General features: G+C 34.3%; 19 protein-coding genes. 7 read left to right on the top strand and 12 right to left on the bottom strand.

Annotated elements, in window-relative coordinates:
• Nucleotides 1–4 precede the first annotated feature (4 nt).
• Together IWX83_RS04770 and IWX83_RS04765 are read left to right on the top strand one after the other, a co-directional pair.
• Entirely contained in the window at nucleotides 5–1,042 is a 1,038-nt protein-coding gene (locus IWX83_RS04770) for a YhcG family protein (RefSeq protein WP_196828013.1), read from the top strand.
• A 64-nt stretch (nucleotides 1,043–1,106) separates the two neighbouring features.
• Nucleotides 1,107–3,818, top strand: a complete 2,712-nt coding sequence (locus IWX83_RS04765) for a DNA gyrase/topoisomerase IV subunit A (RefSeq protein WP_073351729.1) — start codon at nucleotides 1,107–1,109, stop codon at nucleotides 3,816–3,818.
• 38 nt (nucleotides 3,819–3,856) lie between these two features.
• On the opposite strand, the gene IWX83_RS04760 is transcribed toward IWX83_RS04765, so the two are convergent.
• From IWX83_RS04760 to murQ, 5 genes are all read right to left on the bottom strand, one after another.
• Nucleotides 3,857–4,630 (bottom strand): TerC family protein, encoded by a 774-nt coding sequence (locus tag IWX83_RS04760; protein ID WP_073351731.1) that lies wholly within the window; start codon nucleotides 4,628–4,630, stop codon nucleotides 3,857–3,859.
• 26 nt (nucleotides 4,631–4,656) lie between these two features.
• Entirely contained in the window at nucleotides 4,657–5,031 is a 375-nt protein-coding gene (locus tag IWX83_RS04755; protein WP_073351732.1) for a DNA topoisomerase IV, read from the bottom strand.
• 70 nt (nucleotides 5,032–5,101) lie between these two features.
• Complete coding sequence (locus IWX83_RS04750) at nucleotides 5,102–5,686, bottom strand: pentapeptide repeat-containing protein (protein ID WP_196828011.1); 585 nt, start codon at nucleotides 5,684–5,686, stop codon at nucleotides 5,102–5,104.
• The gene (locus IWX83_RS04745; RefSeq protein ID WP_073351736.1) at nucleotides 5,686–5,907 is read right to left on the bottom strand and encodes a DUF6095 family protein; all 222 of its coding nucleotides are present in this window, start codon (nucleotides 5,905–5,907) and stop codon (nucleotides 5,686–5,688) included. Before IWX83_RS04745 ends, IWX83_RS04750 begins: the two co-directional genes overlap by 1 nt.
• Before the next feature lie 53 nt (nucleotides 5,908–5,960).
• Nucleotides 5,961–6,776 carry an N-acetylmuramic acid 6-phosphate etherase gene (gene murQ, locus IWX83_RS04740; RefSeq protein WP_196828009.1) on the bottom strand — a complete coding sequence of 272 codons (816 nt, stop codon included), beginning with the start codon at nucleotides 6,774–6,776 and terminating at the stop codon, nucleotides 5,961–5,963.
• A 210-nt stretch (nucleotides 6,777–6,986) separates the two neighbouring features.
• Here murQ and IWX83_RS04735 point away from each other — a divergent pair, with 210 nt between their 5' ends.
• Both IWX83_RS04735 and IWX83_RS04730 read left to right on the top strand, forming a co-directional pair.
• Nucleotides 6,987–8,126, top strand: coding sequence for an AraC family transcriptional regulator (locus tag IWX83_RS04735; RefSeq protein ID WP_196828007.1), 1,140 nt, complete (start codon nucleotides 6,987–6,989; stop codon nucleotides 8,124–8,126).
• A 159-nt stretch (nucleotides 8,127–8,285) separates the two neighbouring features.
• A complete protein-coding gene (locus tag IWX83_RS04730) occupies nucleotides 8,286–10,676 on the top strand; it encodes a TonB-dependent receptor domain-containing protein (protein ID WP_196828005.1) in 2,391 nt (796 codons plus the stop codon).
• Between the two features lie 57 nt (nucleotides 10,677–10,733).
• On the opposite strand, the gene IWX83_RS04725 is transcribed toward IWX83_RS04730, so the two are convergent.
• Nucleotides 10,734–11,402, bottom strand: a complete 669-nt coding sequence (locus IWX83_RS04725) for a ZIP family metal transporter (RefSeq protein ID WP_196828003.1) — start codon at nucleotides 11,400–11,402, stop codon at nucleotides 10,734–10,736.
• 117 nt (nucleotides 11,403–11,519) lie between these two features.
• Entirely contained in the window at nucleotides 11,520–12,284 is a 765-nt protein-coding gene (locus IWX83_RS04720; RefSeq protein WP_196828001.1) for a bifunctional 2-polyprenyl-6-hydroxyphenol methylase/3-demethylubiquinol 3-O-methyltransferase UbiG, read from the bottom strand.
• Nucleotides 12,285–12,604: 320 nt separating this feature from the next.
• On the opposite strand from IWX83_RS04720, the gene IWX83_RS04715 reads away from it, so the two are divergent.
• Both IWX83_RS04715 and IWX83_RS04710 read left to right on the top strand, forming a co-directional pair.
• The gene (locus IWX83_RS04715; RefSeq protein WP_073351747.1) at nucleotides 12,605–13,780 is read left to right on the top strand and encodes a class I SAM-dependent RNA methyltransferase; all 1,176 of its coding nucleotides are present in this window, start codon (nucleotides 12,605–12,607) and stop codon (nucleotides 13,778–13,780) included.
• A 56-nt stretch (nucleotides 13,781–13,836) separates the two neighbouring features.
• Nucleotides 13,837–14,073: a hypothetical protein gene (locus IWX83_RS04710; protein ID WP_073351749.1), complete on the top strand. Its 237-nt coding sequence runs from the start codon at nucleotides 13,837–13,839 to the stop codon at nucleotides 14,071–14,073.
• 87 nt (nucleotides 14,074–14,160) lie between these two features.
• Here the strand turns inward: IWX83_RS04710 and IWX83_RS04705 are convergent, their stop codons facing one another.
• The 5 genes from IWX83_RS04705 to IWX83_RS04685 form a co-directional block, all read right to left on the bottom strand.
• Nucleotides 14,161–15,012, bottom strand: coding sequence for a DUF6048 family protein (locus IWX83_RS04705; protein WP_073351751.1), 852 nt, complete (start codon nucleotides 15,010–15,012; stop codon nucleotides 14,161–14,163).
• The gene (locus tag IWX83_RS04700) at nucleotides 14,984–15,505 is read right to left on the bottom strand and encodes a DUF6452 family protein (RefSeq protein ID WP_196827999.1); all 522 of its coding nucleotides are present in this window, start codon (nucleotides 15,503–15,505) and stop codon (nucleotides 14,984–14,986) included. Before IWX83_RS04700 ends, IWX83_RS04705 begins: the two co-directional genes overlap by 29 nt.
• A gap of 80 nt (nucleotides 15,506–15,585) precedes the next feature.
• Entirely contained in the window at nucleotides 15,586–17,001 is a 1,416-nt protein-coding gene (rlmD, locus tag IWX83_RS04695) for a 23S rRNA (uracil(1939)-C(5))-methyltransferase RlmD (protein ID WP_196827997.1), read from the bottom strand.
• 403 nt (nucleotides 17,002–17,404) lie between these two features.
• Nucleotides 17,405–18,742, bottom strand: coding sequence for a mechanosensitive ion channel family protein (locus IWX83_RS04690; protein WP_231379817.1), 1,338 nt, complete (start codon nucleotides 18,740–18,742; stop codon nucleotides 17,405–17,407).
• 517 nt (nucleotides 18,743–19,259) lie between these two features.
• Nucleotides 19,260–20,546, bottom strand: coding sequence for a CPBP family intramembrane glutamic endopeptidase (locus IWX83_RS04685; RefSeq protein WP_196827995.1), 1,287 nt, complete (start codon nucleotides 20,544–20,546; stop codon nucleotides 19,260–19,262).
• 397 nt (nucleotides 20,547–20,943) lie between these two features.
• On the opposite strand from IWX83_RS04685, the gene IWX83_RS04680 reads away from it, so the two are divergent.
• A partial coding sequence (locus IWX83_RS04680; RefSeq protein ID WP_196827993.1) for an IS110 family transposase occupies nucleotides 20,944–21,857 on the top strand: 914 nt, incomplete at its 3' end.

The following is a 21,857-nucleotide window of genomic DNA, read 5'->3' as shown; positions in this document are numbered from 1 at the left end:
ATTGATGTCAGAAAATCTTCAAAATAATACATTATTCACTCAAGTTGTTGATTTGCTTCAACAATCAAAACAGCAAGTAGTAAGAACAATAAACCAAACCATGGTTTATACTTATTATGAGATTGGGCGCATGATTGTAAAAGAAGAACAAAACGGAAAAGATAGGGCTGAATATGGCAAGCAATTATTAAAAGGTCTTTCAAAGCAGCTTAATAATGAGTTTGGAAAGGGGTTTTCTGTTGATAATTTGGAAAATATGAGGAGGTTTTATTTATCGTATGCAATTTCCGAGACACTGTCTCGGAAATTAGACTTAATCAATAATAAATCCGAGACAGCGTCTCCTATTTTTAAATTGAGCTGGTCTCACTATATTTTTCTAATACGCATTGACGACGCAAATGAACGAAATTTCTACCAAATTGAGTCTGGAAAATACAATTGGAGCTTACGCAAATTAAAACGCCAATACGATTCTGCTTTATATACCAGATTGGCTCTAAGCAGAGATAAAGAAGGGATTTTAAAACTTTCTGAAAAAGGTCAGATTATTGAGAAACCTAAAGATATAATCAAAGATCCGTATATTCTTGAATTCCTTGGTCTGCCAGAATTGCATCAATATTCTGAATCAGAATTAGAAGAAGAAATCATCAATAAGCTCGAACATTTTCTGTTAGAATTAGGTCATGGTTTTACTTTTGTGGCGAGACAAAAGAGAATCACTTTTGATGATAAACATTTTAGAATTGACTTGGTTTTTTACAACCGAATATTAAAATGTTTTGTTTTAATTGATTTGAAAATTGGAGAGTTAAAACATCAAGATTTAGGACAAATGCAAATGTACGTTAATTATTACGACCGTGAAATGCGTTTAGAAGACGAAAATAATACGATTGGAATCGTTCTTTGCCAAAACAAAAGCGATTTGGTGGTGGAATACACTTTACCTGAAAATAACGAACAAATATTTGCCAGTAAATACAAAACGGTATTGCCGAGTAAAGAAGATTTATTGAAACTAATTGAACAGATATAAAAGCTTATAAGTTGGTTGGTTAAACAACCTAAAACAATTAAACTTTTAAACCTTAAACTTTTACATGAAAGACGAAGAAGAAGATAACATCATCCCAAATGAAGACGAATCGGAAAACGAAAGCAATGATTCAAACGAATCAAATGACGAAGGTTTTGACGATATCGTGTCTTCTGGAGGACAGCATTTTTACGATAATCAAGAAGACGGAAACGATACCATTACCAAAGTTACGGGAATGTACAAAGACTGGTTTCTAGATTACGCATCTTATGTAATTCTAGAGCGTGCCGTTCCTGCTATTGAGGATGGATTTAAACCGGTACAACGCCGAATCATGCACTCGCTAAAAGAGTTGGATGACGGCCGTTATAATAAAGTGGCCAATGTTGTTGGGCACACCATGCAATACCATCCTCACGGAGATCAGAGTATTGGTGATGCGATGGTGCAAATTGGTCAAAAAGAATTATTGATAGACTGTCAAGGAAACTGGGGGAATATCCTAACAGGTGATGGTGCTGCGGCTTCTCGTTACATTGAAGCGCGTTTGTCTAAATTTGCTTTGGAGGTTATTTATAGTCCAAAAATTACAGATTGGGGGGTTTCTTATGATGGACGTCGAGCGGAGCCGAATAATCTTCCGGTAAAGTTTCCTTTATTACTAGCTTCCGGTGCCGAAGGAATTGCTGTGGGTCTTTCCACAAAAGTATTACCTCATAATTTTAACGAATTAATAGATTCATCGATAAAAATATTAAAGGGAAAACCGTTTACGATTTATCCCGATTTTATGACACAAGGGATTGCCGATGTGTCCAATTATAATGACGGTTTGCGCGGCGGTCGCGTTCGGGTACGCGCTAAAATTGCGCAACTCGACAAGAATACTTTGGTAATTACCCAAATTCCGTTTTCTACGAATACGACGACTTTAATTGACAGCATTTTGAAAGCCAATGATAAAGGCAAAATCAAAATTAAAAAAATTGAAGACAATACCGCGGCTGAGGTAGAGATATTAATTCATCTTTTTCCAGGTGTTTCGCCTGATAAAACCATTGATGCCTTGTTTGCATTTACAGCTTGTGAAACTTCGGTAGCGCCATTGGGTTGTGTGATTGAAGATAACAAACCATTGTTTATTGGCGTTTCTGAAATGTTGAAAATTTCAACCCACAGAACCGTTCAATTACTGAAAAGTGAACTCGAAATTCAATTGGGTGAATTGGAGGAACAATGGCATTTTCTTTCTTTGGAACGTATTTTTATCGAAAATAAAATCTATCGTGACATTGAAGAAATGACGACTAGGGAAACGGTAATAAAAGCGGTTGATGATGGTTTAAAAGCACACACAAAACACTTAAAACGTGCTGTTACCGAAGATGATATTCTGCGTTTATTGGATATCCGAATTATGCGTATTTCTAAATTTGACAGCAATAAAGCGCAGGATAAAATTGAATCGCTGGAAGGTGATATCGAACAAGTAAAGCACAATTTAGAGCATCTGATTGATTTTGCAATTGCTTATTTTACCAAGTTGAAAGAGAAGTACGGAAAAGGACGCGAGCGCCAAACAGAGCTCCGTATTTTTGATGATATTGAAGCTACAAAAGTAGTGTTGCGTAATACTAAATTATACGTTAATAAGGAAGAAGGCTTTGTAGGTACGAGTTTGAAAAAAGATCAATACGTGACGGATTGTTCTGATATTGATGATGTAATTGTTTTTCTTCGTGATGGAAAAATGATGATTACTAAAGTGGATGCTAAAACCTTTGTGGGCAAGGATATTATTCACATTGCTATTTTTGACAAAAGCGACAAGAGAACGATTTACAACATGATATATCGTGACGGAAAATCTGGTCCTTCTTACATAAAGCGTTTTAATGTTTCGGGAGTGACGCGTGACAAAGCGTATGATTTAACGAATGAAACCACTGGCTCACAAGTGCTTTATTTTTCTTGTAATCCAAACGGGGAGGCAGAAGTAATTACTATTTTACTACGCCAAATAGGAACGGTCAAAAAACTGAAATTTGATATTGATTTCGCCAGTTTAGCCATTAAAGGAAGGGCTTCCAAAGGGAATTTGGTAACCAAATATCCTATCAAAAAAATCGAATTGAAAGAGAAAGGGATTTCGACTTTATTACCTAGAAAAGTTTGGTTTGATGATACCGTTCAACGACTAAATGTAGATGGAAGGGGAGAGTTGCTTGGCGAATTTAGACCAAGTGATAAAATTTTAATTGTTTCGCAAAACGGAAAAATAAAAGTAATTACGCCCGAGTTATCCACTCATTTTGATGAAGATATGATTGTTCTTGAAAAATGGATTCCTAAAAAACCAATTTCAGCCATTTATTACGATGGAGAAAAAGAGCGCTATTACATCAAACGGTTTTTGGTAGAAACTGAGAACAAAGAAGAAAGTTTTATTACAGAACATCCTAGTTCCCATCTTGAAATCGTTTCGACTGATTATCGTCCAGTTGCCGAATTGATTTTTACGAAAGTAAAAGGAGTGCAAAAAGAAAACATGACCGTAGACATAGAATCCTACATTGCCATAAAAGGATTTAAGGCGTTGGGGAATCAATTAACAGCAGATAAATTGAAGCAAGTAAATCTTCTAGAGTCGTTGCCTTATGACATTCCAGTCGCCGTAATTCCAGAAGAGTTGGAAGTTTTAGGAAATACTAGTGCCGATGATTCCGATGTTCAATTAGACGATGATGGTCAAATAACTTTAAGTTTAGAATAAAAGAAAAGCGCTCATGGAGCGCTTTTTTTTGTGAAATATTATTTCTTTTTCTTTCGCATTTTCATATTCAGGAATTCTACCCCTAGTGAAAATGCTATGGCAAAATACAAATACGCTTTTGGTACTGCGCCTACAGTTTGTCCCACTAATACGGCTTCAGATAAATGCATACTTTCAGTGATTAGCATGAAACCAATTAAAATCAAGAATGCTAAACCTAAAATTTGGATAGATGGATTATTGTTTACAAATGTTCCAACAGGAACGGCAAACAACATCATCACCCCAACCGAAATGACCACGGCCGTTACCATGATATACAAAGCCCCTTCCAATCCATTAGTCATCCCAACGGCTGTAAGAATACTATCAACAGAGAAAATAAGGTCAATCAATAAAATTTGAAAAATGACATTACCAAATGATTTAGCAGCTGAAGTTTTTAACTCTTTTTCCTCTTCTCCTTTATGATCTACTTTTTCATGTATTTCTTTGGTGCTTTTATAAATAAGGAATATTCCACCACCTAGTAATATCAATGCTTGACCATTAAAATGAGCACTAAACCAACCCCAGTCAAAGCTAAAAAGAGGTTCCTTCATTTTGATCAGCAAGGTAATTCCAAATAACAATGCAATTCGCATAAACATAGCCAAAAACAAACCTATTTGTGTCGCCTTTTTTCGTTTTTCAGGGGGTAATTTCCCCGTAACAATCGATATGAAGATAATATTGTCAATCCCTAAAATGATTTCTAGAAAAGTCAATGTCAATAAGGCGACCCACGCGTCCGGATTTAAAAATACTTCCATTCTATTTTTGTTATAAATTATAAAACTTAATCGGCAATTTTTGTAACGGTTCCTCTTTGTTTAGCATCTGAACCTACCATACCGAATTCAAAGGTATATGAATTTTTTGTGGTTGTCAAGATTTTCATACCAATAGCTTTTTCTTCCGCCATGTTTTTTGGATGTAATTTGAGCAATACATATTCACAATCATTCACCCAGCGTATGGAAGCCGTATCTGTTTTTCCTTCAAAAGTTTCGATTTCGATACTATCATTGCGTTCAAAAACGGTCGTTTTCTTTACCCCTTCAACTTCGTATTCAAATTTGAATTTTCCAGTTTTAAAGTCCTTACAGTTGCGCTCCGCATCATAACAGGACAGTAGGGAGACTAGCGGAAGTAGTAGTAGTATTTTTTTCATTAGTAGGATGTTTGTTTTTAAATTTTTATAAAGGATAGTAAGGTTGCGGTCTTAATCGAAGATTTGTGGGCTAGAAATGTAATTGCACAATTTTAATATCATATTTGTCTAAAAGACCACTAATTCCTTGACTTGAAAATTTAGCTTTTTTCATCGGATTGAACTCGGGATCAATTTTATAACTGTAAGCTGTTGTAAAATCAACGCCTGCCAATTGCGTGTCATTGAAGACCGCGTTATCTAAATTACAATTTTCAAAAACCGAATTCGTAAGATGGGTCCCAACAAAATTGACCTCTTTCATCGAACAAGTAGTGAATTTTGTCTTTGGCATTTTTTTATTAGCAAAGGAGGAATAATCCAAAACGCAGTCCTGAAAATTGACATTAAACAAGAAATCAGTACACTTGCTAAAATGGATTCCTAGCAGTTTACAATCTTTGAACCGAACTGTTTTTAAACTCGTTCCTGTTAAATCGGTCATGGCTAAATTGCAATTGATGAATTCGCAATCCATAAAAGTATTGTTTGAAAAATTACTATTGGAGAAATCGCAATTCTGGAACACACAATCTTCAAATTCTCGATTGTTAATTCTTTTGCCGATCCAGATGACTTTGTCAAATGTTTTTTGAATGTGAATTAGGTCTTCCATTAGTCGTCAGATAAGCTTCTTACAATAGTTTTTAATCCCAAATACATCAGGAACATAGCGGCAAGACACACCACTATTCCGATGGCTAAAACCAAATAATGCCAGACATTCCCTTTGTTCATAAAGGCATTATAAATCAGTGCTGGCCCTAAAAAGAGAAGAGGTACGGAACCTGATAAATATTTAACTCCTTTGGATAATAATTCTTTATTCGTTGCCATTTATTTTAGTTTAAAATAGTGTAAAGTAACAGGTTTTAGTATAGATTATAATGCTATTTTTTGTTAAAACCAGCCACTGCTTTGCGCACGCTACCGTATTTTTTTAATAGTGTGCTCGCTTCTTCATAGGAAATTGGAATTTCGCCCATGATCATTTTTACGCCACGATCCACTAGCTTTGTGTTGCTAAGTTGCATGTCGACCATTTTGTTTCCTTTTACTTTTCCGAGTTGGATCATTGTCGCTGTCGAAATCATGTTTAATACTAATTTCTGTGCTGTTCCAGCTTTCATTCTGGAGCTTCCTGTTACAAATTCCGGTCCCACTACCACGTCAATAGGGAATTGTGCTGTTTCAGAAAGCGGACTTTCTGCATTGCAGGAAATACTTCCCGTACTAATATTATTTTTGTTGCAGGCTGCTAATCCACCAATAACATAGGGCGTTGTACCTGATGCAGCGATACCTACAACGACATCATTTTCATTTATATCGTGTTCCAGTAAATCTTTCCAGGCTTGAGTAGCGTTGTCCTCGGCATTCTCTACCGCTCGTCGAATTGCAGTATCGCCGCCAGCTATGATTCCGTTTACCAAGTCGAACGGCACACCAAACGTAGGCGGACATTCGGATGCATCCACAATCCCTAATCGTCCGGAAGTTCCAGCACCAATGTAGAACAATCTACCGCCTAACTTCATTTTAGCTATAATTTGCGTTACTAAAGTTTCAATTTGTGGAAGTGCCTTTTCAACAGCATCAGGAACGGTTTTGTCCTCCTGATTGATATTAGCAAGCAATTCTTGTACGGACATTTTTTCCAGATGTTCGTATTTTGAAGGTTGTTCGGTGGTTTTTGTGAAAGTCATATTTCGTATAATTGGACAACTCCAAAATTAACCTTTTTTATCATAATCTCGAAATATTCTATTTTTAGTTTCAGGTTTCAAAAGTTTCAAGTTTTGTTACATTTATAAAGATGGAGTAATTTTACAGTTTTAATTTCTTATTCAGCGAAAGCTTTTCAAATTGTTGTCACGTGAAGTAAAATACTATATTTGTTAAATATTAAAAGATAAATGGATAGATTAGGCTTACTGCAGGGGATTGGTCGCATCTCAGTTTTTGTTTCTTTATTGCTTGCGTTTTTTTTATTAACGGTTAAAACTGAAAATAAATTAGCAAATCGTTTATTTGCCTGGTTTTTTATTTTCTCTGCTATCGATCTTAGCGGATTTTTTATTGACGTTGGTACTCGTAATGAGTTGAATTTAGAGATTTTTAGATCTACAGCCTGTTTGTTTGGAATGCCTTTATTTTATCTTTTTGTACTTGCAGTCTGCTATTCTGATTTTAAATTAAAGTGGAAACACGTAGTGCATTTGCTTCCTTTTATATTGGTTAATTTGGTTTTTATTCCAAGGATTTACCTTAGCACACACGTAGATAAAGATACGTTTGTTGCAACCCTTAATCAAATGCCAGAGATATATCTGATTCAGATTTTAATTGAATTGCAATATATATATTATATCGTCAGCGTATTTTTGATTTTGAAAAAGTACAGAGAAATCTATTTAGAAAATTACGCTGATTCGAGTACTGCGACTTATAAATGGCTTTTTCAGATAACATGTGTTTTTCTTCTCGCACATTCTATTGTGGCATTAAAAAATATATTGCGTTATAGCGGTTTCAGAGAGATATTTCTTTGGACAAATGTACTTGTAGGGGCGGTTGCTTTGCTTATAACGTGCTGGTTTATCATGAAAGCGCTCAATCATCCAGAACTTTTTAGAGGTGTTAATTCTAAATTACAATTAACAAAGGATATTCTGCCTGAAGTCGAAGAAAAAACGGAATCTAAAGATGTTCAAGTTGATGCGATTTCCAGTCAAATTTCGAAATTGAAACAATATATGGCGGAGAAAGAGCCTTTTCTTGATCCATCGCTTACCATTCAGGAACTAGCCAATCAAATTGATATTCCGGTTCGGGAGTTATCGGTTTTAATTAATCATCATATGGATCAGCACTTTTTTGATTTTGTAAATGAATATCGCATCCAAAAAGCGATGGGTATTTTGAAAGATCAGTCTAGAAGTCAGCTTACCGTTCTGGAAATTTTATACGAAGTTGGTTTTAACTCCAAATCTTCTTTTAATACCTCTTTTAAAAAATATACAAAATTAACGCCTACATCTTATAGAAACGCCTAGTAATAAGGAGTTTGTAAAAAGTCGTACTTCTTGCCCGATAAAGTCGAACTGATTTCATGAATAGAAATTGGTTCGACTTTTTTTTGTCGATCGAATTCTGAAAATTTCTAAGGCAACTTTGCTTCAAATTAATCGAAACAAGTTTTAAAATTAGAAATCATGAAAAAAGCAACTCTCCTTATTTTTTTAGTATTGCCTTTATTTTGTTTAGCACAAACATCATTTAAATTAAAAGGAAAAATAGCAAACGAAACAATTCCATTAGAATGGGCAGATATTTCCATATCGAATTCAGCAGGGAAAATTATAGATGGAACAACATCTAAACAAGATGGTTCTTTTGACATTAACCTTAAAAAAGGTTCTTATAAAATAGGAGTCAGTCTTTTGGGATTTACAGATTATGATAAAGAGATTACAATAGAAAATGATGCTGATTTAGGAATAATCATTTTAAAAGAAAGCACAACCAATTTGACAGTGGTCGTCATTCAATCTAAAAAGAAAACAATAGAACAGAAAACGGATCGTTTGGTTTATAATCTTGAAAACAATGTTACAACAGTTGGTGGAGATGCTTTGAGTGCCATTAATTCGGCTCCTGGAGTTGTCGTTCAGAATAATACAATAAATATATTAGGGAAAGGAACTTCTCGCGTTATGATAGATGGACGAATGATTGAATTAGTAGGTGAGGAACTGAATAATTTTTTAAAATCAATCTCCGCAAGTGATATTAAAAATATTGAAATTATTAGCAATCCACCGGCAAAATATGATGCTGAAGGATTGGGTGGAATTATTAATATTATTATGAAAAAAGGAGTTCGTGATTCCTGGAAAAACACTTCTACTGTTTCTTTTGATCAAAATAAATATGGTATTTATACTTTAAGAGATAACTTTTTTTACAATAAAAATAAGTTTAGATTTTCTACTAGCATTAATGCAAAAACAGGTTATTTGAATGCTACAGATGATTTAAGAATGTATTTTCCTGATGGACTTTCCCAGATGAGTAGCGTAACAAAGGTAACAAACGAAAATATTTCCGGTAAATTGGCTTTAGATTACGATTTTTCAGAACGTATAACTATTGGATTTCAATATTTAAACGATAGAAATAACCCTGATTTTAAATCGGATATCAGAATTGAGAATTACAACACTCAAAATGAATTGGATTATATTACGCTGAACAATAGCTTCACTGATAGAGGATCAAAAAACCAAACGTATAATGCACATTTGATTACCAAACTAGATTCCTTAAAAAGAAAGTTAGCTTTTGATGTGGACTATTTTAATTACAGTTCAAAATTCGATAGAAATTTTATCGCGAATAATTACACGCCAGACTTGACATTTGTTGATATAAATCAGTCGGGAAGAAACATTTCGAATCAGGATATTGACAATTGGAGTTTTAAGGCAGATATGGAACATCCGCTTCAAGTATTGAATTTGTCTTATGGCGCAAAAATGAGTTTCACAAACAGTGTAAGTGATGTGCTTTATTTCAATACAATTACAGGCGTTCCAGAATTAGATGCGAACCAATCCAACCGATTTAAATACACTGAAAACAATCAGGCGATTTATGTAAATGCGGATAAAAAACTCAATGAAAAATGGAATTTCCAAATGGGATTAAGATTGGAGAATACTCAAACAAATGGATTTTCTGAAACAATGAATCAGGAAATAGATAATAATTATTTGAAATTATTTCCAACATTTTATGCTTCTTACAAAAAAAACGAAAACAATACTTTTAGTTTGAATTATGGAAAAAGAATCAATAGACCACGTTTTGACTTATTGAATCCGTTCAGAATCTACATCAACAGCAGTAGTTATTCCGAAGGAAATCCGTTTTTAAGACCTTCATTTAGTGATAATTTTGAGCTGGGACATTCGTATAAGGAAATTTTGAGAACAAGTATTTTTGTTAATGCCATTACAAACGGTTATGGAGTTTTGTTTACCTCAAATCCGGAGACCAATACCCAGATTGTAACCCGTGAGAATTATTTTAAAAACTTAAATTATGGAATAGGGCAAAGTTACTCGGCAAGTTTTGGAGATTGGTGGTCTAGTGAAAATTCATTGTACCTTTTGGGAGCAAAAACAGAATTTATTAAAGCTATCAATGCTACACCATCAAACAGTTTACAAATTGATTTTTCAACAAATAATACTTTTTTATTAGGTAAAACGACAAAAATGCAAATTGATTTTACGTATACAACCCCTTTTAAATCCGGTTTATATGAAGTAGGATATGCCTCAAGTTTTGATATTGGTTTCAAACAGGATTTGTTTAATAAAACCATGCAGATTGCATTTTTGGCAAATGATATTTTTAATACTTCTTATTTAAAAGATTTTACTTCAGTTATAAACGGTGTAAAACAGGTCTATGAGGAGAAACAAAGTAATCGATTTGTACGTTTATCAGTGGTTTATAATTTTGGAAACAAAAAAATCAATGTACAACAGCGTGATTTTGGAAATAAGGAGGAGAATAAAAGAACCGGAGGTAATTAGACAATTGAAAGCTAGGAAACAGAAATCTATTTATTTCTGTTTCTTAACTTTATAAAATTATATAAAATACGCCAAAGCAATTCCTATCACAATCATGGAAACTTTTGCGATATTGAATTTGTGTCCTTCGCTACTTTCGAAAATGATAGTGGAAGAAATATGAAATAATATTCCAATGACAACGGCTGTTATTTCAGTATAATAGTCGTTTAAAATGGGTAAATAATCCGATAAAACAGTTCCTAGCGGCGTCATTATGGCAAACGTAACCATGAAGAAAAAAATTGCTTTTTTATTGAGGCTTGAGTTGATAAAAAAAGTAGTCAGAATTATGGCTATTGGTAAATGATGGATTGCTATTCCTATGGCTAAATCATTGTGGTGACTGAGTGGAAATCCTTCTAAGAAAGCATGAATGCAAAGGCTAATGAATAGCAACCACGGGATTTGAGTCATTATTGCGTGCCCGTGAACGTGTCCATGTTCAGCTCCTTTGGAAAAAAATTCTAATATGATTTGGAATAAGATGCCCAACATAATGAAGAGACCAATGGAGGGCTTAGCGCTTTCATAAATTTCCGGCAATAAGTGCATTACGGTTAAGGAAAGTAAAAACGAACCGCTAAAGGCTAATAGTAGTTTTAGGTTGGTCTTGTTCTTTGGTTTTAAAACCAATGCAATACTGTATCCGATAAGCACGGAAAGTAAGGGTAAAAGGTAATTCATATTTTTTGCTTAACCATTGATTTGTATTGTTGTTTCATCGTTTAAGTATTCAACTGTTAAAGTGTTTAATTGATTAATCCTTTAACTTTTCAACCCTTTTCTCGATTAACCTACTACCTATTTGAAAATCATAATCAGTCGTTCACTTTCGGTTTTATGGAATTTCTTCAATTTATAATCACCAAAAATGTCCAATAGATAAATCCCAGCTTCTTCCATTAATTCTTCAAAATCTTTAAGGGTTAAGGCTTTTACTTTCTCGGTAAAGTGGAATTGTTCGCCTTTGTCTTCAAAATTAATGTCTTTATAAATGTGGCCATCTTTAAGGTAGCGCGTCATGTGAAATTCGATTCCATTAACAGTTTTCGTTTCTTCAGGAACTAGGGTTTCTAGCACTTGAGCGACATTCATAAAATCAATCACTGCAAATCCATATTCCGAAAGGCTTTCCTTGATTGCTTTAAGGGTGATGAGGTTGTCTTCATCATTTTCGAAATAACCAAAACTGGTAAATAAATTAAAAATGGCATCGTATTTCTCTTCGAAAGTTTCTCGCATATCATGCACTTTGAAATGCAGTGTCTCATTCGTGTTTATGCTAGCTTCAGCAATACTGTTCTCCGATAAATCTGCACCAAGGACGTCAAAACCCAGCTGGTTCAAATAAATCGAATGACGGCCTTTGCCACAGGCTAAATCCAGTACTTTTGCTTTTTCAGGAAGATTTAGATAATGCGTGAGATTATCCATAAAAATTTGTGCTTCTCTGTAGTTGCGGTCTTTGTATAAAATATGGTAATAAGGAGTGTCAAACCAAGAAGAGTACCACTTTTCGGTTGAATTTAGTTCGTTTTTGGTAGACGGTTTTTCAGCTTCAGACATTTATTCTTTTTCAATTAATTCGATTCAGGCAAATTTAGTGTATTTTTGCAGAAAATAACTATTTCACAGCGATTCAAATGGGGTAACAGTGGGATATATTTTTTACCACATAGAAAATCTAATAGAAGAGGATTTTTTTAGATTTTTTTCCGCTTACCAATGTTTTCTCCTAAAAATAAAATATTTTTTTGTTTAAAAGTAGAGCATCTCTAGCGAGAATTGGATAAAATGGGTTGTAAGAATAAAAATAGGATGCACAATAGGATTGCATTTGGATAAGGGTTTAATTAGAATTTACTTTTTGGAATTTATAGAGAAAAATGGAAAATAATTATAAGATGGTTGCCAAAACCTTTTTTGGTTTTGAGGAGATATTAGCAAAAGAGTTACAGATGCTTGGCGCACAAAACGTGGAGCAAGGGGTGAGAATGGTAAGTTTCAAAGGAGACAAAGGGTTTATGTACAAAGCGAATTTAGCGTTGCGTACGGCTTTGAAAATCTTAAAGCCTATTTATTTTTTTAAGGCTAACAATGAGCAGACATTATACAAGGGTATTTCAGGGGTAAATTGGTCTAAATTAATTGGTGCTAATCAAACTTTTGTGATTGATACTACAGTACATTCCGAATATTTTAATCACTCGGAATTTGTTTCCCAAAAATGTAAAGATGCTATTGTCGATCAGTTCCGAGAAAGAACCGGTCAACGTCCAAGCATTGATAAAGTACATCCTGATTTAAGAATCAATATTCATATCGATAAAGACCAAGTATCTGTTGCACTAGACACATCTGGAAATGCGTTGAACCAACGCGGATACAGAACGGCTACCAATATTGCACCAATAAACGAGGTTTTGGCTGCGGGAATTCTTTTACTTTCCGGTTGGGATGGTCAAGGTGATTTCTTAGATCCAATGTGCGGTTCGGGAACTTTTCTAGCCGAAGCAGCAATGATTGCCTGTAATATTCCAGCAAACATCAACCGTAAGGAATTTGCTTTTGAAAAATGGAATGATTGGGACAATGATTTATTTGACAGTATTTCTGATAGTTTATTGAAACGGGTTCGTGAATTTCATTATACCATAAAAGGATACGATAAAGCGCCAAGTGCGGTTCAAAAAGCCAAAGACAACATCAAAAACGCCAATCTTGACGACTATATTTCAATCGAAGAAAAAAACTTTTTCGATACTGAAAAATCCTCGGAAGGGAAATTACATGTTGTTTTCAATCCACCTTATGATGAGCGATTGGATATTCACATGGAAGAATTCTATAAAAATATAGGGGATACCTTGAAGAAAAATTACCCAGGAACTAATGCCTGGATGATTACCGCAAACCTAGAAGCGCTGAAGTATGTAGGGCTGAAACCTTCAAGAAAAATTAAGCTTTTCAATGCTGGTTTAGAGGCAAGATTAGTGAAGTACGAAATGTACGAAGGGAGTAAGAGAACAAAGTTTCAAGTAACAACAGATGATGCTGAATAAGCAGGATTCAATTTTTTACTTTCGACTTTTGACTTTATAACTTTAAGACTTAAAAAATGACCAAATTACAAATACGAGCATTTATCTATCAATTAGGATGTTTTGCCATTTTATTTATCTCTGCTAGATTTGCAGTGGAGCAGTACACTAATTTAATTGGATTTTGGATTCCGTTAACTGCTTTCGTTATTGGCACTCTATTGTCGCCAAAATTCCAAGCAGTAAAAACTAAAGATGGAGAGAAATTATATATGAAATGGATTTTCATGAAGGGAATTAGAGAAGTAGGATAGCTTAGAAATCTTAAGATATTCTATTTTTAAAATATTGACCGCTAATTCGCTAATTTTTATTTTTGGTAAAAATTAGCGAATTGGCGGTTATTTTTCTTCTACTTTTTTCGCAACGATTTTCTTCTTGTAAATAGGAACGAAATAAGTAACTGTATAATTGAATCCTACTCCAAAACTACCGTCGTAAGTCCTATTAAATCCAGGAATGTATAAGTTAGAGAAATTATCTGGTTCTTTGTTGGTTACTAATCGGTTCAATCGAAGGCTGAAACCTACAAATACATTGTCAAATACTTTGGCTTTTATTCCAGCCACCACTTCAATCCAACTTGCGGATAATCCATCAAACTTTTTACCAGATGGAATTATTGGAGTTTCTGCAAAATATGGATTCGCATTATAAATTCTGTAACTGTTTAATTGCTGATTAAAAGTACTGAAACCGTAACGCATTCCTATAGAAATAATATTTTCCATATCGAGCCAGTTTTCATAGGCATTGTAATCAAAACCAACTTTTAAATACGAACCTTTGGTAGTGAAATTAACGCGGTCATCATCTGTTGTTTTGTTTTCGTTACCAAGCTCGGCGGCCAAAAAGTATTTTTTTGTCAATCTATAGTCTCCTACGAACTCAATTCCTTTGTAATTATTGTCATATAAACCTCGTGTTACTTTGTAGAGATCTAGCCCCACACGCACGCCATAGCGATCTGTTTTTAAGGGAATCGAGTCGCTCTTTATTATTGTAGGGTCAATTGCGACTAATGGTAGCGGGGCATCAGGAATTTTCTGATCTGTTTTAGGAGTTACTGAAACTCTTTTAACTGTGATAGTTTGTTTTACCGGTTCCCCTTTTGGCGTCGTTTCTTGTGCTTGTGCCAAAGTCAACAACAATAGGAGACAAATACTAAAAAAAGATCTTAATGTGTGTTTCATTTTCGTTTTCGATGTTATTTTTTTCTACCGATATAAATTTGATCCATTTTACATTAGCCGTTGTTGCATCGGTATGCGTATAGGGATTGGTTGGGTCTAATGTAAAAATAGTTTTGTAGCCACAAGCTCTAGAAACAAAAAGTTCTTGAGTACTGTAGTCAAATCGAACAATGTCCTGATCAACTAAAGCTGGATTTGAATTGCCAGAGTTCAGCGTGAAACTATAAGTAGTAGTTGTTCCCACTGTTTTTAACGGGATCGAAATAGTATTTCCACTAGTTGTTTCAGCTCCATTAAAAAGAATTCCAGTAGTCATTCCTTCGCCTACCACTTTTAGATTGGATACGTTTTTTAAAACCGAAGGATTCAAAAAGTCATAGAAACCAATCACCAATCGCGGCGTTGTGGGTGTATTTGCATCACAAATATCGTCTTTCTCACAACCTGAGAAAGTAAAAGCAAAAAACAATACCAATAAAAGTGTCTTTTTCATATAATAATATTCAGTGTTCAGTGCTCAGTTTTTAGTATTCAGTAATATACGACTGAATACTAAAAACTGCAAACTGACTACTATTTTCTTTTTTCTAAAAGCACCACGTTTTCTACGTGATGTGTTTGCGGAAACATATCCACCGGGCGCACGCGTGTTACTTTGTATTTCTCGTCCATTAAAGCCAAATCACGGGCTTGTGTAGCTGAGTTACAACTTACGTAAACCACTTTTTCAGGAGCAATTTTCATAATTTGTTCAATTACATCTTTATGCATTCCGTCTCTTGGTGGATCGGTGATAATTACATCTGGATGTCCGTGTTGTGCAATGAAGCTATCGTTAAACACGACTTTCATATCCCCTACAAAGAACTCGCAATTTGTAATTTCGTTGCGTTCCGCGTTTAATTTGGCATCTTTAATGGCTTCAGGAACACTCTCCACGCCAATTACTTTTTTAGCTTTTTTAGAAACAAACTGCGCAATCGTGCCCGTTCCAGTATACAAATCATAAACAATTTCATTACCCGTCAATCCAGCAAAATCTCTTGTTATTTTGTACAATTCATACGCTTGATCCGAATTGGTTTGGTAAAAAGATTTTGCATTAATACTAAATTTTAACCCTTCCATTTCTTCAAGGATGTAATCTCTTCCTTTGTATAATTTGATGTCGGTATCATATAAAGTGTCGTTTGCTTTACTGTTGATAACATATTGTAAAGAAGTAATTTGTGGAAACTTCTCATAGAGATGATCCAAGATTAGTTCTCTATTGGCTTTGTCATTTTCAAAAAACTGAATCAAAACCATGATTTCTCCCGTAGAAGCAGTGCGTAACATCAAGGTTCTCAACAAACCAGAATGTTCTCTGGGGTTAAAGAAGGTCAGTCCTTTTGCATTAGCAAAATCCCGTACTTCATTGCGAATAGCATTTGATGGATCTTCCTGTAAATGGCATTTATTGATGTCCAAGATTTTATCCCACATTTTTGGAATGTGAAATCCTAATGCGTTTCTGTTTCCTAAATCTTCGGTGCTGTCAATTTCTTTTTCGGTCAACCAACGGCTATTCGAAAACGAAAATTCCATTTTGTTTCTATAAAAAAATTGTTTCTCCGATCCTAAAATGGGTTCAAATTCAGGAAGTTCCACTTTTCCAATGCGTTGCAAGTGATTCAACACTTCGTTTTGTTTGTAATACAGTTGTTGACTGTATTTCATATTCTGCCATTTACAACCACCACAAACACCAAAATGCTCGCACATAGGTTCTATACGATGCTCTGAATATTCGTGAAAGTGAATCGCTTTTCCTTCGTAATACGCCTTGCGTTTCTTGAACGTTTGCACGTCGACTACATCGCCGGGCACTACATTAGGGATAAAAACTACTTTACCGTCGGGAGCTTTTGCCACCGATACTCCTTTTGCACCAGCATCAAGGACTTTTATTTGATGAAAGACAACTTTGTCTGTATTTTTCTTAGCCATAGCGCAAAAATAAGCGTTTGAATGGTTTTATAAATTCAATTTTGTAAATATTTTCAAAAAGTCTCCTTTTATTTTGTGTCTCATCTTGCTTTTCGCTGTAAATCCGCTTTCTTTTATCTTAAAATCGGCAACAAAAAGAGCTTGATAGCGCTCCCATGCTAGTGCAATTTTATTTTAGGGCCTTGTCAGCACCTCTTTTTCTATTGCAGTAGCGGTACACATGCCGTTTGTAGGCTTGGCCAAGCAATTCAAGCGCAACAACTGGAAAATAAAAGGACTAAAGCGATAACAAGGCCTAAGTCTACTCTAAATTTTTGTCTCTACATTGAAACAGTGTTGGTGTCGAAATTTAGCGATAGAAAAAGTTAAAAAAGGAGTGCGTACCTACCTGTTTCAGTATGCGTTAGGATTGGGAATATAAGTTAGCAGCACTTGCTTTTTGAGTGGGAACATTTCCTATATTTCTAAAATCTCTTCCCGTAGGTTCTTCAAAAACTTCTAGTTGAAATTGAGAGGTTATAGTGAGCAAATGATCAAAAATATCGGATTTAATGACCTCATGTTTTTCCCATTCTTTTTCATAAGTAAAACAATAAATTTCTAAAGGCATCCCTTGAGAAGTTGGATCTAATTGGCGAACCATAGTCGTCATCTCGGTATTAATTTTAGGATTCGAAAGAAGATAATTTTCTGCGTAAACTCTAAAAACACCAATATTAGTTAGGCTTTTGATATTTACTGGATTGGACTCATTATCAATTAGAGAAGAATTGGATTTCTTGATCTCAATTTCTTTCTGAAGGATGTAATCTCTTATCAGTGTGTATTGCTTAAATTGTTCTAGCATTTGATTATCACAAAAACAAAAACTACTTACCTTAAGATAGATAGCTCTTTTGATTCTTCGTCCGCCTGAGTTACTCATTCCACGCCAGTTTTTAAAAGAATCAGTGATGAAAGCATAAGTTGGAATTGTAGTAATTGTTTTGTCCCAGTTTTGAACCTTGACGGTGCTTAAGTTGATGGACATGACGTCTCCATCAGCATCATATTTTGGCATGGCAATCCAATCGCCCACGCGTACCATATCATAAACAGACATTTGAATACTCGCTACAAAACCTAAAATAGTGTCTTTGAAAATTAATAACAATATAGCGGTCATGGCTCCCATAGCACCTAAAAAGTAAAATGGACTCTTTCCTAAAAGTAACGACAAAATAAGAATTCCACCTACGAAATAAACGACGATATTTAGTACTTGAATGTAACTCGTAATAGGTTTGTCCTTGAAAATAGGAGATTTGGACAGAATGATATCAAATACCGCCAGTAAGGCAATGATGGTCCAAATGATGACCAAAAGAATTACAATCATCGCCAAAGTGACAATATAACTAGACAGTTTTGGATATTCGACCAAAATGGAAGGCACGGTGAAAATGACAAGAACTGCTGGAATAATATAAGCAAGTTTGTCAAATATTTTTTTCTCAATTAAGAGGTCATCCCATGTCATCTTAGTTTTTAAAAACAGCTTATGTATTGCATTAACAATTAATTTTTTGGTAATCAACCAAGACACAATGCCTATGAGGAACAAACAAAAAAGAAGTATCGGGAGATTGATGTAATAAGCGATTCGGGGATCTATGTTAAAAAAATCAGTTAACCAGGAAGGATCTATATTTATGGAAGGGTATTTTTTGGCTAATACAATCATTATCTTACTTTGTTTCATACAAAGGTAACATTCGCAAGTGAAGACAAGGTCAGATCCTTAGGATTGGCTTTTTCTTAACACTACACAATGGATTAACAGTAATCGAAAATTTTTACCAACGTGTTTTTTTTACCTAATTACAGTACTTGTTTCGACTAGTACAATTCAAATTTAGGTTATTTTGATTCCCTCTCTGAATCTGATTATTTTGAAGTTGGGAAATAGGCTTTGATTCCAATTACAAAAAGGAACGGTTTTGTAAATTAGTGGTAGCAGTCAAAAATAAAAAGATAATGAACCTTTGGCAGGAATACAATTTTATTTTTGAAAAATAAGAGCAGAGATCTACAATGAAAATCTATTTTTAGAAACTAAGGACTTCATCTAGGCTGCTGTAGTTTCTCTATTTTTAAATTTGAATAGTGAAAAGGCCAACGGAAAAAATAGCGATACTCTATAAAAAATAGTATCAGTAATCTCAACATTGTCGTTTTGTTCTTTTACGCAACAAAGATAAATTCGGTTTTGCTTTATTCTATTTTAGAAAGAGAATTGTGGTCTGTTCCAATTCCATTCTTCGTTTGATCAACGAAAGGCCATATTTCTCTTCTAATTGTTTGCTCATACTTTCAAAATTGGTCGTTTGAAGGGTGAAATTATAAGTGTCTTTGAGGTCAGTTTTGTCGAAAGTCATTCGCTTGTTCTCTTTGGTCAAAGCTTCAACCAGCGATTTAATGTTGGATTTTTTGATGATGATTTCCTTCGGGTTTATACTCACCAAGTTTCCATGTGAATTATGAGTTGATTTGTGTTTAGATAACAGAGATGAGTTTGAAACTTTTAAATCCCAAACTTCCATGTGTTTACGGGTCTTTTTAATTTGGAAATCATAGGTTTTTGCTATTTGATTCAAAGCAATCCTTTTTGTTTGTGAACTGTCTTTTAATTTGTTTTTGAAATATACGTTCAAAGTTTGTTCAAGCTGGTTTTCATTATTGGTTTGTAACAAAATTTCATTTGTATTCAGTAATCGGGATAGAATTGTTTTTAGACTTACATTTTTGTAAGCTAGGCTATCCGGATAGTTTTGTTGCGTACTTTGAAGGTGTATGTCGTCAGTTTCTTCGATCTTGATGGAATACGCAGGAGTTTCAAAGTTTAGTTTTTCAGAATGGTTTACGATGGATAGTATTCCAATTCCAATAAATAAAGCATTATGAAGCCCGTGCATTAAAAACCCTGAAATAAATCCATCACGAACCCTTAGATAGCCAATAATGAGGCCTAATATTATTTGTGGCGCTACTAAAAGTGGCGATAGAAGTAAAATGGTATAGGAAAACTGAAAATTAGTAATATGAACCATTCCAAAGAGCACAGCAGAAAAATAAAATATGAATTTGTATCTTTTAGTCCAGACTGAGCGTAGGAATGTTGTTGCTTTTTGTTGATTTCGTTTTCCTGTGAGTGAAGCTACTGCAACGATAAAATGCAATGCGTAATTGTCTTTGTAACGCAAATACAGGCGAAAGAGTAGCTCTTCGAAAAAAGGTATTATGATGACTACTACAAGCAAAAGCACTGGAATTGATACTGACTTGATCAAATTTTCCATTGCGTGGTTTTCAGGATCCACTAATCCTAGTTGTTCAAGACCACTAATCAAAAGAATCAAAACTACCATAACAGGAATTTCAATTAGCAGTAAAGAAAGAAGCGTTTTGATTTTTTGAACTACGGTACGTTTTGGTCCTGCCTCGTCTTTAGGATTTTTTAAAAAGACCATTAAATTGAAGTAGTTTTCTTTGATCGCTTCCTGCATAGGAGTATTTTATAGTTTAATATTTAGTGTTGTAGAAAAAAATCTAATGGACTGTTTAGGGAGGTGGTCTCATTTGAACAATGTTCCTTTCTCCTATGACAAACATAATCAAATCAATACGAAAAATAGCACATCAAGAAATATATTCACAAGAATTTTAAGTTGGTATTATAGAAGTTTTCATCATTGACACACTAGTACTTCATTAGGATAGATGCACTTTTAGTTTTATGTGAATTTTAAACTTTCGTTAAAAAATGGCCTGGTTTAGACTATTTTTTGAGAAATGAACTAAATTTGAGAAAACAGAAAATCTATAATTATGAAATATCCATGATTTAGCAAACGCAAACACCGATGAGTTTTTCGTAACTTAGATGTCCTAAAAAACGACATTATGAAAACAGTTGAATTCGAACAACTTATTTCTGTGGGATGCGGAATAGATGTTCACAAAGATGTTATGGTTGCTACTATAAGGAGTAGCGCAAAAGATTTTGAAACTAGAAATTTTACAGGTTTCACAAGTTCATTGATAGAGATGCGAGATTGGTTCAAAGAGCGCCAAGTTACCCATGTGGCTATGGAGAGTACAGGAATTTATTGGAAACCTGTTTTTAATATTTTGGAAGAAGACTTTGAAATCATTTTAGTAAATGCTCGTCATGTAAAGAATATTCCTGGACATAAAACGGACAAAAAGGACAGTGCTTGGTTGAGTAAACTATTAGTTGTAGGGCTTTTAAAAGGGAGTTTTATACCACCGAACGACATACGTGAACTTCGGGATTTGGTACGTTATAAAAAGAAAAAAACGCAATTTATCGCATCTGAAACCAATCGTATCATTAAAGTTTTGGAAGATTGCAACATTAAATTGAGTAGCGTAGTCTCTGATGTAAAAGGGGTAAGTGCTACAAAAATAATTAATGCTATTATAGATGGGGTTGAGGATGTTGCCCAACTTGTCTCTCATGCTCATGGCAAAATAAAGGCTTCGAAAGAAGATATAAAAGAAGCTCTCACAGGAAAGATAACTGATCATCATCGTTTCATGTTGAAAATAATACGAGAAACTATTGATGAAAATGAAAAATTGATTACAAAAGTTGAAACTCAAATAGATAAATCGGTTGTTCAATACCAAGTAGAATTAGAGCTTTTGCAAACTATTGATGGAGTTGGAAAAGACACTGCAATAACTATTATCAGCGAAATAGGTGTTGATATGGATTACTTTCCTAATGAACATCATCTAGCGAGTTGGGCTGGACTAAGTCCAGGAAGCAATGAGAGTGCAGGTAAAAAAAA

The organism is Flavobacterium sp. CG_9.1, from assembly GCF_015751645.1.
Lineage (GTDB): Bacteria > Bacteroidota > Bacteroidia > Flavobacteriales > Flavobacteriaceae > Flavobacterium > Flavobacterium xanthum.
The sequence above is the reverse complement of the archived record's forward strand: the minus strand, read 5'-3'. Positions and strand labels throughout refer to the sequence as shown.